The organism is Mycobacterium sp. URHB0044, assembly GCF_000620625.1.
Lineage (GTDB): Bacteria > Actinomycetota > Actinomycetes > Mycobacteriales > Mycobacteriaceae > Mycobacterium.
This window is the reverse complement of sequence record NZ_JIAW01000018.1, coordinates 112775-126978: the sequence shown is the minus strand read 5'-3', so window position 1 is coordinate 126978 and position 14204 is coordinate 112775. Positions and strand designations below refer to the sequence as shown.

General features: G+C 66.7%; 13 protein-coding genes. 8 read left to right on the top strand and 5 right to left on the bottom strand.

The window, feature by feature from the left end:
• Positions 1 to 17: 17 nt before the first annotated feature.
• The 4 genes from N536_RS0127730 to N536_RS0127715 are packed head-to-tail and all read left to right on the top strand — an operon-like array spanning position 18 to position 4855.
• Positions 18 to 1337, top strand: a complete 1320-nt coding sequence (locus N536_RS0127730; protein ID WP_029116589.1) for a UDP-glucose/GDP-mannose dehydrogenase family protein — start codon at positions 18 to 20, stop codon at positions 1335 to 1337.
• 16 nt (positions 1338 to 1353) lie between these two features.
• Positions 1354 to 2385 carry a nitroreductase family protein gene (locus tag N536_RS0127725; RefSeq protein ID WP_051574814.1) on the top strand — a complete coding sequence of 344 codons (1032 nt, stop codon included), beginning with the start codon at positions 1354 to 1356 and terminating at the stop codon, positions 2383 to 2385.
• A gap of 2 nt (positions 2386 to 2387) precedes the next feature.
• Positions 2388 to 3473, top strand: a complete 1086-nt coding sequence (locus N536_RS0127720; RefSeq protein ID WP_155948752.1) for a polysaccharide pyruvyl transferase family protein — start codon at positions 2388 to 2390, stop codon at positions 3471 to 3473.
• The gene (locus N536_RS0127715; RefSeq protein WP_029116586.1) at positions 3473 to 4855 is read left to right on the top strand and encodes a flippase; all 1383 of its coding nucleotides are present in this window, start codon (positions 3473 to 3475) and stop codon (positions 4853 to 4855) included. The genes N536_RS0127720 and N536_RS0127715 overlap by 1 nt, the downstream gene beginning before the upstream one ends.
• Before the next feature lie 197 nt (positions 4856 to 5052).
• Here the strand turns inward: N536_RS0127715 and N536_RS0127710 are convergent, their stop codons facing one another.
• On the bottom strand, positions 5053 to 6024 hold the full coding sequence (locus N536_RS0127710; protein WP_231514655.1) for an endonuclease/exonuclease/phosphatase family protein: 972 nt from the start codon (positions 6022 to 6024) through the stop codon (positions 5053 to 5055).
• Positions 6025 to 6170: 146 nt separating this feature from the next.
• Between N536_RS0127710 and N536_RS39675 the strand changes: the two genes are divergently transcribed.
• From N536_RS39675 to N536_RS0127690, 4 genes are all read left to right on the top strand, one after another.
• Positions 6171 to 7379: a glycosyltransferase family 4 protein gene (locus N536_RS39675; RefSeq protein ID WP_051574813.1), complete on the top strand. Its 1209-nt coding sequence runs from the start codon at positions 6171 to 6173 to the stop codon at positions 7377 to 7379.
• A gap of 11 nt (positions 7380 to 7390) precedes the next feature.
• Positions 7391 to 8170 (top strand): alpha/beta hydrolase, encoded by a 780-nt coding sequence (locus N536_RS0127700; RefSeq protein WP_029116584.1) that lies wholly within the window; start codon positions 7391 to 7393, stop codon positions 8168 to 8170.
• A 101-nt stretch (positions 8171 to 8271) separates the two neighbouring features.
• On the top strand, positions 8272 to 9603 hold the full coding sequence (locus N536_RS0127695) for a cytochrome P450 (protein WP_029116583.1): 1332 nt from the start codon (positions 8272 to 8274) through the stop codon (positions 9601 to 9603).
• 11 nt (positions 9604 to 9614) lie between these two features.
• Positions 9615 to 10361 carry a glycoside hydrolase family 16 protein gene (locus N536_RS0127690; RefSeq protein WP_051574812.1) on the top strand — a complete coding sequence of 249 codons (747 nt, stop codon included), beginning with the start codon at positions 9615 to 9617 and terminating at the stop codon, positions 10359 to 10361.
• A 191-nt stretch (positions 10362 to 10552) separates the two neighbouring features.
• Here the strand turns inward: N536_RS0127690 and N536_RS39670 are convergent, their stop codons facing one another.
• From N536_RS39670 to N536_RS0127670, 4 genes are all read right to left on the bottom strand, one after another.
• Positions 10553 to 11092 (bottom strand): DapH/DapD/GlmU-related protein, encoded by a 540-nt coding sequence (locus tag N536_RS39670; RefSeq protein ID WP_036437805.1) that lies wholly within the window; start codon positions 11090 to 11092, stop codon positions 10553 to 10555.
• The gene (locus N536_RS39665) at positions 11086 to 11955 is read right to left on the bottom strand and encodes a glycosyltransferase family 2 protein (RefSeq protein ID WP_051574811.1); all 870 of its coding nucleotides are present in this window, start codon (positions 11953 to 11955) and stop codon (positions 11086 to 11088) included. Before N536_RS39665 ends, N536_RS39670 begins: the two co-directional genes overlap by 7 nt.
• Before the next feature lie 46 nt (positions 11956 to 12001).
• Positions 12002 to 12736, bottom strand: coding sequence for an SGNH/GDSL hydrolase family protein (locus tag N536_RS0127675; RefSeq protein ID WP_081809411.1), 735 nt, complete (start codon positions 12734 to 12736; stop codon positions 12002 to 12004).
• Positions 12737 to 12975: 239 nt separating this feature from the next.
• The gene (locus N536_RS0127670) at positions 12976 to 14196 is read right to left on the bottom strand and encodes an RNA polymerase sigma factor (protein WP_029116580.1); all 1221 of its coding nucleotides are present in this window, start codon (positions 14194 to 14196) and stop codon (positions 12976 to 12978) included.
• Positions 14197 to 14204 lie beyond the last annotated feature (8 nt).

Here is a 14204-nt window from a genome sequence, read left to right as displayed (position 1 = left end):
ACGCGAGAGGGAAGACGATGAAGATCAGTGTGATGGGCACCGGGTATCTGGGCGCCGTCCACGCGGTGTGCATGGCACATCTCGGACACGAGGTCGTGGGATTCGACACCAAGGCGTCGACAGTCGAAGCACTGGCATCCGGAGCGCCGCCCTTCTACGAACCCGGATTCGAGGAGTTGCTCAGAGACACTCTGGAGACCGGTCGCTTGCGCTTCTCGACGACGCCGGAAGCGGCAATCAGCGGCGCCACACTGCACTTCGTGTGCGTCGGAACCCCACAATCGTCGGGGTCGGAGGCGGCCGACATGTCCTACGTCGATTCGGCCGTCCGCATGATCGTCGAGTCGGCCACGTGCGACGGTGTGATCGTCGGAAAGTCGACGGTGCCGGTGGGCACCGCGAGCAGGCTGTCCCGCGAACTCCTCCAGGGCTCGGCCAGCAAGACCGAGATCGCGTGGAACCCAGAGTTCCTGCGCGAAGGCCGCGCCATCGAGGACACGCTGCATCCCGACCGGCTCGTCTTCGGCATCACGTCGGAATACGCCGAGAAGTCGCTCCTGGAGGTCTATTCCAAGGTGATCGCGGACGGCACACCCTACGTGGTGACCGACCTCCCAACCGCGGAGATGGTCAAGGTCGCCGCAAACTCCTTCCTCGCCACCAAGATCTCCTTCATCAACGCGATGGCCGAGATATGCGAAGTGTCGGGCGCGGACGTCGTCACCCTGAGCAAGGCGCTGGGGTACGACGACCGGATTGGCCGCAAGTTCCTCAACGCCGGCCTGGGCTTCGGCGGTGGCTGCCTGCCCAAGGACATCCGCGCCTTCGGAGCCAGGGCCGGGGAACTCGGTGCATCCGACGCCCTTTCGTTTCTCCGGGAGATCGACAAGATCAACATGCGCCGCCGCGACAAGGCGGTTTCGGTGGCCTCCAGTCTGTTGGGTGGCAGCTTCCTCGGTAAGAACGTCGCGGTCCTCGGTGCGGCCTTCAAGCCGGAAAGCGATGACGTCCGAGATTCGCCCGCGTTGAACGTGGCAGCGGCGATGCACCTCAAGGGTGCCTCGGTCCGCGTTCACGATCCGAAGGCGATCGCCAATGCGAAGGCGCGCTTTCCGACCCTCACCTACTGTGAGGCGCTGACAGACGCTTGTGATCGCGCGGATCTCGTCGTGCTGGCCACGGAGTGGTCCGAATACCGGAGCATCGACCCGGTCAGTTTCAAGAAGCTCGTCCGCCAACCGATGGTGCTGGACACCAGAAATGCCCTGGAGCACGAATATTGGGCGGAGGCGGGATGGCGGGTGTGCGCGCTGGGCAGGGGCGGCTTCAATGCCTAGTGCAATCCCTAGTTCAATGCCCATTTCGAAGCCTAGCCGGACCGCCGAGCTCGTCGACTTCCTCGGCAGGGCCCGACGCTACGCGTGGCGTCAGCGACACAGGCTGAGTGGCACCGCGCTGGGTCGTGAACGCCGCTACGTTCGGCGCGGAATTCACGCGTACGAGCGCTCGGTGGGTTCCGGCACGGACGTCTACCTGCTGAGGCGCAACGTGCACCGCCTCGAGAAGGGGCTCACGATGCGTCCGGTGCGCAACCAGTTCGCGACCGACTACATCGGCGCGACGGTCGACGCGTTTCACGGCGGCGTGAGCGCGGGCACGCTTGAACCCGCACAACCCGAGTTCAACTGGATGTACTCGGTGCTGGCCCGCTACTTCGACGTGACGGCTACGTCGACTCATCCGTCGATCATCCGCTCCCGCAACGGCTTCCGCGACGCCATCGCCGATCTCGACACCGGATCTGCGGACAGTGGACCGCACCATGCGATCCCGTTGGTGCCCACCGTGAAGATCGACGACTTCGAGGCGTTAGCGGCAGGGCGCCGTTCGGTGCGCTGGTTCACCACGGAGTCGGTGTCACGCGACCTGGTGGACCGTGCCGTGGCGATCGCGGCGGAGTCCCCGACGGCGTGCAATCGGCAGCCGTATCGGTTCGAGATCTTCGACGACCCCGTCAGCACCGCACGGGTCGCCGCGATTCCGATGGGCACCGACGGCTACGAGCATCAGATCCCGGGGCTCATCGTCATCGTCGGCAACCTGGCGGCCTTCTTCGACCAGCGCGACCGGCACCTCATCTACATCGACGGCTGCCTGGCAGCCATGGGCCTGGTCTACGGACTGGAGGCGCAAGGCGTGAACAGCTGTTGCATCAACTGGCCCGATCTGCCGGACCGCGAAGCCGAGATGCGCAAACTGCTCGGCCTCGCACGCCACGAACGCGTGGTCATGCTGATCGCCTACGGCTACGCCGATCCCGACGCGCTGGTGCCCTTCTCGGCCAAGCGGGTGGTCGACGACATTCGGAGGTTCAGAACGCTGTGATCGTGGACATTCGTGGGACGAATACCCGCAACAAGGGCGCGCAGTTGATGCTGCAGGCGATCTGTTCGCGGCTAGGGGATCAGTTCGAGCTGTCGCTGCCGCCCGGGTTCACCGACTACTCGGTTCGGGCCAAACTCGGTCTGCGGCAGACGCTTTACGAGGGGGGCGTGCCGCGGCTGAGCTCGTTTCTCGGCAACGCCGTGCCCGCGAGGATCAAGAAGGAGTACGGTCTTACCTCCGACCGGGAGATCGGCGGTGTGCTCGACGCCGCCGGGTTCCATTACACCGACCAGTTCGACGCCGCGCTGCCGCGTCGGGAAGCGCTCGTCGGGCGGGCGTGGGCCCGCCGAGGCATTCCGAAGGTCCTTCTGCCGCAGGCGTTCGGTCCCTTCGACAACGCCGAGACACGACGCTGGTCGCGCGAGGCGCTGGAGCAGGCCAGTCTGGTGTTCGTTCGTGACCGCGTGAGCGAGGGCTACGTGCGGCAACTGCACATCGGCACTCCGACGGTGCTCAGCCCGGACTTCACCATCGGCCTCAAGCCGCGGTCCATCGACCCCATCTCGGAGCGGCCGTTCATCGCCCTCGTCCCGAACACCAAGCTCTTCACGCACGGGGACCTGGACCGTGTCGGGTATCTCGAGCTGCTCGCCGGCTTCAGTGCCGCTGCCAAGGCCAACGGGCTGACGTCGGTCGTCGTCGTGCACGAGGAGAACGACTACGACGTCGCACGGGAACTCGCCGACCGGATCGGTGCGCCGTTGTTCAGCGATGCCGACCCGCTGGTGCTCAAAGCGGCTCTCGGACAGGCATCGGCGGCGGTGGCGAGCCGCTTCCATGCAGTGGTCGGATGCCTGTCGCAATCGGTGCCCACCCTGGCGTTCGGATGGTCGCACAAGTACCGCGAACTGCTCGACGACTTCGGCGTCGCCGATCGGGTGGTCACGCCGAGCACCGATCCACACGCGGCCGTCGCCGCCCTCCTGTCCGACAGCGCGGGCGGCACCCGACAGAAGGAACGCCTGCAGGAGCTCGTCGACAAAGTCGACCTGATGTGGGAACGCACGATTGACACGCTGAACGGCTGATGACGCCCGACACCACCATCGCCGCTGCGGCCGGAGCGGACCGGCTCGACCCGGACGACAGTCGCAGCATCCGGCAGAATTCCATTTGGAATGCCCTGCAGCAGGTCTCGAACCTGGCGAGTGGGTCGGTATTCGCGATCGTGCTGGCCTGGGTGTTGCCCCTTCGTGACTACGGCGTCTACTCGTACGCGCTCGCGCTGTGCACCGTCGGGTTCGCGGTCACCACTGCGGGGTTGAACGGGCTGGGGATCAAGTACATCGTGGCCGAAGGCATGCGCGGCACCCGGTCGGTGGCCGCGATACTGCTCATCCGCGAATTGTTCTGCATGGCGACCTATCTCGTACTCGGCGCCATCAGCTTCACCAGCCACGACCGGCTGACGACGATTGCCACGCTGGTGGCGCTCAGTTCCCTGTTCGTCCGCGCGCTCGACGCGCCGGAGCTCTGGTACATGGCGCACATGCGCAGCCGGCGCACCGCCATGATCCGGGTCATCACCGTCAGCGTCATGGTGGTGGTGCGCATCGTTGCCATCCTGGTGCTGCCCAACGTCTGGCTGTTCATCGGCATCTTCGTGGCCGAAACCGCGCTGGCCAGTCTCTGGATCCTGTGGCGATTCTGCTTCGAGACCGACGCGCCCGCGATGGCCCGCCCGGCCCGCACTGAAATCCGGTCGATGCTGAACGATTCCAGCCCGCTCGCGTTGTCGGCGATCGCCGACCAGATCAACCAGCGGGCCGCCATCGTCATCATCCAGCCGCTGCTGGGTTCGGTTGCCGTCGGTGTCTACTCGTTGGCCGCGCGCGTCAGCGAGCTGGCGTACTTCCTGCCCATCGTGGTCATGAACGCCACCTTGCCGGTGCTGCTCCGCGCCCTCGAGGACTCGCGGCAGACGGGTTCGGATCTGCGCTACCGCCGTATGCTGCAGGTGGCCTACGACAGGACATTTCAGTTCGGCCTCGGCGTCGCGATCGTCGTCACCGCGGTCTGCCTCAGCCCCGCCAAGCACTTCGTCAGTGCGGAGCTGCAGCCGGTGTTCGGCATCCTCGCGATCCACATCTGGGCGTCACCGTTCGTCTTCATGGGTGCCGTGTACTCGAAGTGGATCATCGCGGAGGGATACCTGTGGTCATCGCTGCTCCGGCACGGCGTCGGCGCCGTCGCCAACATCACGCTCAACTTCACGCTGATCCCGCACTTGGGCCTCTACGGCGCCGCGCTCGCGACGGTGGTGTCCTACGCGATTTCCAACTACTTCGCGTGTTTCCTCGGTGGGCAGTCGCGTAGGCAGGGATACGCCATGACCCGAGCGTTCGCCAGCCCGGTCACGGCAGCGGTCGACGTCGCCCGGCACGGCTTCCGGCGGGTCGGGCGCGCTTGATCACCCCAGCCACGAGAGTCCCCGGACGGCAAGGCACTACCTTCTGCCCGCCTCCGAGCGACTTCGTCGGATGTGCGGTCGGCCCGAGGATGCGTGCAATGCCAAAGTCGCTCGGAGGTGGGCACTTACATCATCGTCCCGGCCTGGGACGCCAGATGTTCCCGGCAGCGGGCTGGGCAGTGCGACGTTCGGGCCCCCTATCCCGTCGATCGCGGAACAACCACTGCCGCAACGAAACCCTTGTGATCGGATGCGGGCAGTGCGACGGTCTCGGCCGACGTCGCCGTGCAGCGATTCGTCAGCACGTGATCGATTCCCATGTACGGCGGCACCTTGGTATTGGCCTGATACGTCAGTTGCAGCCCCGCGCCCGATTGCTCGGTCGCGTCGCGATACCCGTCGCTCAGCAACCGGCGGAACGGGCGCATGTCGAACGTGCTGTTGAAGTCTCCCGCGATCAGCACGCAACCGGCGCCCGCCGAATTCGACATCTGCCGCATGGTCTCGGGCATCGCGTCCATGTCGCGCACCCAATCATCGATGGGTTGCGGCCACGGCCCGGACATGTGCACCACCACGATCGTCGGGTCGGTCGCCACTCCCTCGACGCGGATGCGGGCACTCAGCATCGGCAGCTCGAAGTCAGCGATCCGGGTCGAGCTGGTGATGGGGTAGCGGCTCCACAGTCCGACGCCCGAGGCCACATCGCGTGCATCCAAAGCGCGATGGGGGAACACCTCGTCAAGCCCAGCGGCACTGAGTCGCGCGACCTCTTCGTGCGTGAGCTCCTGCACCGCCAGCACGTCCGCTCCTGCACTTGCGGCCCGCACCAGCGCCGCGGCGTCGGCCTGGCCGTAGAAGAGATTGGCGGACATGACACGAAGCGCGACCCCGTCATCGCCGGTGCCTTCGCCGACGAACAGCGGGCCTTGCACCGCCACGAGTGCCGTCGTCAGCACCACCGCCAAACCGGCGAGCACCCATCGCCTGGCGAGCAGGGACACCAGCACGCCGATGGGAGCACCCAGCATCAGATATGGCGAAGCGACGGCGATGATCAGCGCAGCATGACTGGTGATCGGCGCGTAACGGATCGCCAGCCCGACGACGGCCACGACGAGCGCCAGCACGGCGCCGATAGTGGCGGCGATCCGAATCGTCTTCTCCAAAGTGGCTATTGCACAGTGATTTCCATCACTGGCGGGGGAACTCTCGAACCCCGAACTATACGGGACCGGGTAGTCGCTTGCCCGGCCGCGGCCGCGACGGTCGGATACCCTCTGCCCATGCGTCAATCGCAGTGGAGTGTAGCTCCGTGACGACGCGCCCGGTGCAGGTCCTGGTGCTGGATCAGGCCCGCGGAGTGTGGGGGGCGCAACGGTATCTGCTCCGCCTTGCTCCGCTCCTTCGCGAGCGCGGCATCGAACTGACGCTGGCCGGTCCACGGTCGCTCGAACTGCATCAGGCGTGGTTGGACGCCGGCTTCGACGCGGTGCACCTCGACGCGCCGATCGAGCGCAGCATCCGCGACTCCGGCAGACCCGGTGTTGCCGGCATCGCCCGCGAGGCCCGAAACGGACTGCAGGCGGCACGCCGCATCGCACGACTCGCTCAAGACGGCGGTTACGACGTGCTGTGGGCCAATGGCCATTGGACGCATCTGGACACCGCCGTCGCAGGCAGATTGAGTCGCACGCCCGTCGTCCTGCACCTGCACGAGGAGGCGATGCCCGGCCTCGGGCGAGGACTGCGATCCGCGGCGGTGCTGGCCGCGAGCAGGACGGTCGCGGTGAGTAGGGCGGTGGCGGTAGGGCTGCCCTCGTTCGCTGCCCATCGCGTGGACGTCATCCCGAACGGCATTGACACCCAAGCGATGTCACCGACATCGGAGGCGTACGCACGCCGGATCCGCGATGACCTCGGGGTTGCCGCAGACGAACTGTTGGTGCTGGCCGCCACCAGGCTGGATCCGAGTAAGCGGATCGAAGACCTCGTCTCTTGTGTAGCGGGCCTGAAAGACCGCCGGATCCGGCTCGTCATCGCCGGTTCGACCAGTGGGTACCCGGACTACGAGAGGCGGGTGCGCGAGCAGGGCGCGGCACTGGGGGAGGCAGTCCGGTTCTGCGGCAATCGTGACGACATGGCGGCGCTGTTCGGGGCCAGCGACGTAGTGGTTCACGCTGGCATCGTGGAGGGCATGCCGTTGACCCTGATCGAGGCGCAAGCGTGCGGAACGCCCGTCGTCGCCTACGACGTCGCGGGCGTCGCGGAAGCCGTGGTGCACGGCACCACGGGCCTCCTGGTGCCACCCTGTGACGTGGCCGGGCTTCGGGATTCCTTGCGGCGGCTGGCAGACAGTGCGGCGCTGAGAGCCGCGTTCGGGGAGGCGGCACGGGCTCACGTGTTGACCCAGCACTGCATCGAGACCCAAGCAGAGCGCAACGCAGCCGTCCTCGCCAACCTGTGCGGTCGCCCACAACCCGTCAGTTCAGCCAGTGCCGTCGTGGCGAAGGGCGACGGATAGTGCACACGCCAATGCAATTCGTGGCGCGGATCGCGCTCGCACTGGTCGCGCTCTGTGCGCTGGTGTCGTGCTCCGACGACCGCATCGACGCAGGCAACGTGGACTACGGCTTCTCCGTCGAAGACGTGCCTGTGAACGGCCCCGGGACCGTTGGGCTTTCGATGTCCGGCCAACCAGTGAAGGGGTTGGTCGTCTACTTCCACGGCTTGGATCAGACGGCACGCGTCATCCGGGACGACGAGAAGCACAGGAATCTCTTCGATCCGATGTTGCGTGCCGGCTACGCCGTCGTTGCTGCCGACGCCGGAGGCAACGCCTTCGGCAACCCGCGGTCGGTCGGGTCATATCGTCGGCTCATCGCTGCGGCCCGGCAGAAGTACGGCGCAGGACCGCTGTTCTTCGTCACGGAGTCGATGGGCACGTTGGCGGCGTTGACGTTGATCAGTGAGGACGCCGACCGGCAGGTCAAGGCGATGGTGGCCGTGTCGCCGCTGATGGGCCTTCCCCCTCAGGCCCGCGAGGTCAAGTACATCGCCGGGCCGTGGGGTGGAACGGTGCCTCCGTCGGCCGACCCGATGACCTGGCCTCCCAGCGCATTCGCCAACCGGGCCTTCCGCCTGTATCTCCCCACGGGCGACACCGTGGTCCCCTCCGGCGGTACCGGGAAGGACTTCGCGGCGCGCTTCGGATCCGTTGCGGGAGTGGAGATCGTCGAGTGTCAGGGTGGCCACGTCGCGTCTGTTTGCTATCAGGGTGACGACGTCGAGAAGTGGATCGCAGCGCGCGGCTGACCCGCTTCTCCGACGCGCGCGCACGCGCGTTCGTCGTTACGCTCGAAGGACTTGTACGAGACATCTCGGAAGAGCATCCGCCGTAGGGGGCGGCGCTGCACATGACACAGACAACTCCAGCGGACACCCGCCTGCCACCCGCCCCGCGCTGGCCGCAGGTCGCCCAGAACATCGCCTACCTGACCCGCGGCCAGCAGTTGATGCAGGCCCTCAACGAGCGGTTCGGCACCGCGTTCTCCGTGCGGTTGCCCTTCTTCGGGCCCGGCGTGGTGATCACCGACCCTGCCTTGGCGAAGGAACTGTTCAAGCAGCCGACCGACGCGGTGCGCGCTGCGGAACCCAACCTCGGCCTCGTCCTCGGACCTGGCTCGTCGTTCGGACTTCAGGGTGCCAAACATCTGCGGCACCGCCGCCTGCTGCTCCCGCCCTTCCACGGCGACCGGATGCGCGCCTACGAAGGTCTGATCGAAGCCGAGACGCTCGACGAAGTATCGGATTGGCCTGACGGGCAGGAATTTCCGGTACGTGAATCGATGATGCGGATCACCCTCAACACCATCCTTCGCGGTGTCTTCGGCGCGGAGGGGGCCGAGTTCGATGGGCTGCGGACGTTGATGCCCAAGATGATCAAACTGGGCTCGAAGCTGGTCCTGGTACCGGCACTGCACCGCGATCTGGGCAGATGGAGCCCATGGGGCCGGTTGGCGGCCATGCGCACCGAACTCGACGCCATCTTCGCCAGCTTGATCAGGCGAGCCGAGTCCGACCCCCAGCTGGAGCAGCGCAGCGACATCTTGGCATTGCTGCTGCAGGCGCGCTACGACGACGGAACGCCGATGTCCCACAGCGATATCGGTGATGAGTTGTTCACACTTCTGGTCGCGGGTCATGAGACCACCGCGACGTCGTTGTCGTGGGCGGTGGAACGGCTGCGGCGCCATCCCGAGGTATCGACGCGTCTGGCCGCCGAAGTCGACGCGGGAGAATCCGCGCTGTTGCAGGCCACGGTGCACGAGGTGCTGCGTACCCGGCCGATCATCGACGCCGTGTCGCGCGAGGTCGTTGCGCCGTCGATCAGTCTGGGGCCGTGGGTGATTCCGCGCGGCCACATCGTGACGGTCAACATCGGGCTGGTGCACCAGAACGCCACCGTTCACGAAGACGCGGCGCGGTTCAATCCCGATCGGTACCTTGGGAAGAACCCGGACAGGTACTCGTGGCTGCCCTTCGGCGGCGGAACGCGGCGGTGCCCGGGCGCGGCCTTCGCCAACATGGAGATGACGGTGGTGCTGCGGACCATCCTGCGCGAATTCACCTTGCTGCCAACCGATGCGCCCGACGAAGCGCGAAAGAGCCGGGGCGTCGTCTTCGCACCGGCTCTCGGCGGCCGCGTGGCAGTCCATCGGCGGCGGACCGAGAGAGTGCCGAACTGACGTCCTCACGTATGTCCAAGGCATGGCGGTACGCGGCGGCGGCATTGACCCTGTCGGCCGCCGTCATCGCCTCGCCTGCCGCCTCCGAAGTGATGCCGCGCGCCGCAGCGGCAGGGAACTGCCCCGTGACCGCCGCCGATACGTTGAACTGGGGTGCCCCGAGTCGCGTCGACGACTTCGACAACCCAGACTCGTTGGCGGGCTGGAAGTTGTACGGAGGGCCAGGGCACGCTGGCAACGGAAGGCGGGTTCCGGCCGCAGCGACCGTCGAGGACGGACAATTGACCATCACGGGTGACCCGAACGGTGACTCGGCAGGGATGTCCTTGCTGCCGGGCCAGACCCTCGGCCGGTGGGAAGTCTGCATGGCGACGCCGGTCGGATCGCCCAACTATCACCCCGTGCTCCTGCTGTGGCCCGATTCAGAGGTGTGGCCCGACGACGGCGAGGTCGACTTCATGGAGATCGTCGACCCCACCCGGCAGACGGTCGAGTTCAACCTGCACTACGGGCCGCAGAACCGTCAGGAGCGGACCAAGGTCGACGTCGACGCCACCCAGTGGCACAGCTGGGCGGTTGAGTGGACGCCGGAGCGCATCGTGGGATATTTCGACGGCAGGCCATGGTTCGAATCGGCTGACCCGGCGCAACTTCCGCCAGGGCCCATGCATCTGTGCATTCAGCTGGACAACTTCGGCGGGGACATCAGCCAGGGCGGCCGGCAGTCGGTCGATTGGGTGCGCGAGTACCCGATCTAGACCCGCTGCTCGAGTAGAGTCGAGGCGTGCCCGCCCAGAAATGTCAGTGTGGCCACGAGCGGGCCGCGCACGAACACCATCGCTCCGGGACCGAGTGCGCGCTGTGCCCCGCCGGAGAATGCCTGCGATACAAGGGACCCCGGTCGCCGTGGTGGCGGTCCATGCTGCCCCGCGGCCGCCGCTAGTCCGAGCTACGGCAGTGCCGCTTCTTGCCTGCCGCGCATCCTGACGACGCGGGCGGGGATGCCGGCAGCGACGGCCATGTCCGGGATGGTTCCCGAGACGACTGCGCCCGCGGCGACGATGGCGCCATGGCCGATGTGCGCACCGGCAACCACGACGACACCGGTGCCGATCCACGTGTTGTCGCCGATGAATACGTCGCGCTCGTTCGCGCCGGCATGCATCACGGGACCGTCGGTCTTGTCGAAGTCGTAGTTCGACGCCGTCACGAATACGTTGGGCGCCAACAGGGCATGGTCACCGATGTCGATGCGTCCGGAGGTGCTGCCTGCCCATAGTTGGCAGCCTTGCCCGATTTCGGAGCCGGGGCCGATGCTGATGCGGGAGCCGTTGCGCACCGACACCGTGGGCGACATGCGCACCGTGCGGTCCATCCGAATGTCGTTCTGCTCCAACGTGTCGTAACCGAAGAACGCGATCACCGCCGCGATCTGTCGCCATGCGCGCAGCGAGAACACGACCTTGAGGCCGCGCCATACCCTCAACACGACACGTCGCCATAGACGGTTGGCGGGTTCTTGGGTGAACGGCGACCCTGATACACGCCGAACTGGTACGCGAGCGAGGGCAGCAGTGACATGACGTCGGTGTGCTTGTCACGCCGAAGCCGTTGGGCGAGATCGTCCTTGATGCTCAACTTCTGGCCGGAGGACGTCGGTGACTGGTCGGGATACACCCATTCCAGATAGGCGGTGCTCTTGCCGTAGCGGTTCCACTGCTCGATCAGATCCCGAATCGACGAGCGGGGCGCCCACTCCATCGACACCGTCGGGTCGGCCTGCATGGCTCCCAGTCCCGCCATTTGGATTCGCCAGCAGAGGTCCGCGTCGGCGCCGCTGCGCATCTCGCGGAACCCACCCACTTCGGCGAACGCCGAGCGGCGCACACCGAGGTTGGCGGTCGGGAAGAAGTCGAGGCGACCGTCGACACCGACCTTGCCTGCGAGACTGAACGGTTGCTGTTTGTGCGCGATGCGCGCAGCCAATGTTGGCCCCGAAAGGGTGGCTACCTCGGTGCAGGACAACACGACACCGGGCTGGCCGAGCATGGTGCGGTGCCGATCGAGCAGCCCTGGCAGCGCACGGCAGCGGGCGTCGACGAACAGCAGGTTGTCCGCCGTCGACGTGCCGGCGGCGACCTGGCGGGCGTAATAGGGTCCGCGGCTCTCAGTGGTGCTGATCACCGCCGCGCCGAGCGCCCTCGCCACATCGGCCGTGCCGTCGGTGGATGCATCGTCGACGACCACGATCCGATCGCCCCCGCCGAGTTGGCTTCGGATCGGCTCGAGGCACGCACCCACCTGCTCCGCAAGATTGCGGACGGGAATGATCACGTCGATGCCGCCTGTCATGACGTGACGGTACCAACGCTTGCGCGGACGTACATCTCGAGCAGATTCAGCCAGACAGTGCGCGAACGGCGTCGAACATGCGGTCGGCCATGTACGCCTGACCGTCGACGCTCTGGTGCACACCGTCGGGGCCGACGTAGTGCTCCTTGTTGTCCGGCGTGATCCACGGCCCCGCGGAAGTGACCACACGTCCAGCTGAGTCGTACACGTTGCCCGTGCTCGGCTCGACGAAGGGGACGCCGCGCTGAGTGCACACCGCGAGCAAACCCGCATCGATCTGCCGGTACGGAGAGCCGTTGAGCCCCTTCGGATCGTATGTCCCCGTGACGACGATCATGGGGTGGGTGGGTAGCTGAGCAACGATGTCGATGGTGGTGCCGAAGGCGGCGGCGATGTCTGCCGGCGGGTGGCCGCGGTCGTTGTAGTAACCGGTGATGAACACGATGTCGGGGTTGGTCGGCGCGACGTCAGTAGTGGCGCGGGTGACGTAGTTCGCCGATGTGTCGCTCGTCACGATGGCGCCCGTGGAGCCGCGGCCGTCGTTCACGACGTTCTGGTATCCGCATCGCCTGCCCAGTTGCCAGATCCACGACCCCGCTTGTCCGCCGCCCTGAGGGGTTCCCTGCGTGAAGGAATCGCCGAGAAACGTCACGTTTCCCGAACCAGGGCAGAGGGTCAGTGCGGCGGATGCCTTGGGCGACAGGGTGATCGAGGAAGCCAGTATGGCGATCGCCACCAGCGTCGATGCCAGGCGAAGCGCGCTCCTGGTATGCGAGTCCACGCCAACAGCGTAGGTGGAATGTGGTGCGCCGGCTTCTCATGCGGTTTCTCAGCCGTTTCATGGGCGGTTGTCACTGGGGGCTCAGCCGGAGCGGCGAGTGTGGGGGCATGCGACGGACCTGTACCTGTGGCCACGACCGTGCCGCTCATCAACACCATCGCCGCGGCTCCGACTGCGCGTCGTGCGGCGCCGGTGAATGCCCGCGCTACCGCCGCATCGGTGTGTTCCGCATACCGACCCTAGGTCGGTGAGCACTCGGCCAGCCGCCGAGCCAGGAACTCCCGCGCCGGGGCGGAGCCGTTGTGGTTCAACGCGATCCGATACCACTGCGCTGACTCGGACAAGCGTCCGCAGCGCCGCAGCAGATCGGCGCGGATCGTCGCCACGGTGTTCGACCGGGCGAGGCGCGGATCGGCGGCGACCTCGTCCAGCGCCGATAGGCCGCTCTCGAAGCCGTCGCGGAAACCGACGGCCAGCGCGCGATTGGCCCGCGCCACGGGCGAGCCGGTGATCGCGATCAGCCGGTCGTAGGCGGCGCAAATGGTCACCCAGTCGGTCTGCTCCCAGCTCGGTGCGGTCGCGTGCACCGCCGCGATCACCGCCTGAGGAAGGTAGGGTCCGCCCGCGCCCGCCGCCAACCGCAACCGGTCGAGGCCGCGGGTGATCCGGCCCCGATCCCACCGCGAGCGATCCTGCTCGTCGAGCGGAACCAATGCGCCATCGGCGTCGACCCGCGTGGTTCTCCGCGAATCGTGCAGCAGTACCAGCGCCGCCAATGCGTGACCGTCCAACGATTCTGGCAGCAACGAGCACAGCTCACCGGCGAGACGCACGCCCTCGTCGCACAGTTCGTCACGGACCGCAGATGGCCCCGCCGTCGACCAGTACCCCTCGGTGAAAACCGAATAGATGCATGCCAGCACGTGCGGTGTCCGCTCCGGCAACAGTTCCGCCGGCGGCACCCGCAACGGGATGTTCGCGCTGCGAATCTTGCTCTTGGCCCGCGTGATTCGTTGTCCGACCGCGGCCTCCGACTGTAGCAACGCCCTCGCGATCTCGGCGACGGTGAGCCCGGAGATCAACCGCAGGGTGAGCGCCAACTGCGACGCGGAATCCAACGCCGGGTGCGCGCAGGTGAACATCATCCGCAGTTCATCGTCGCGCACCGGGTGTACGGGTTCACCCTCGATGCGGGGCCAGCTGTTCTCGACCACGGCGGCGAGTTCCCTTCCCGGCCGGCCTGATTCGCGACGCAAGCGGTCCAGTGCGCGGTTGCGTGCCACGGTCAGCACCCAGCCGCCCACGTTGTCGGGCACGCCAGTACGCGGCCAGGCGCGTAGCGCCTCCGCGAATGCCTCCTGGACGGCGTCCTCGGCGACGGTGAGGTCGCCGGACCAGCGGGCAAGCGCCGCGACGGCGGGTCCCCACTCGCGCCGAAAGACGCCGTCCAGGTTGGTCATCGAGAGTG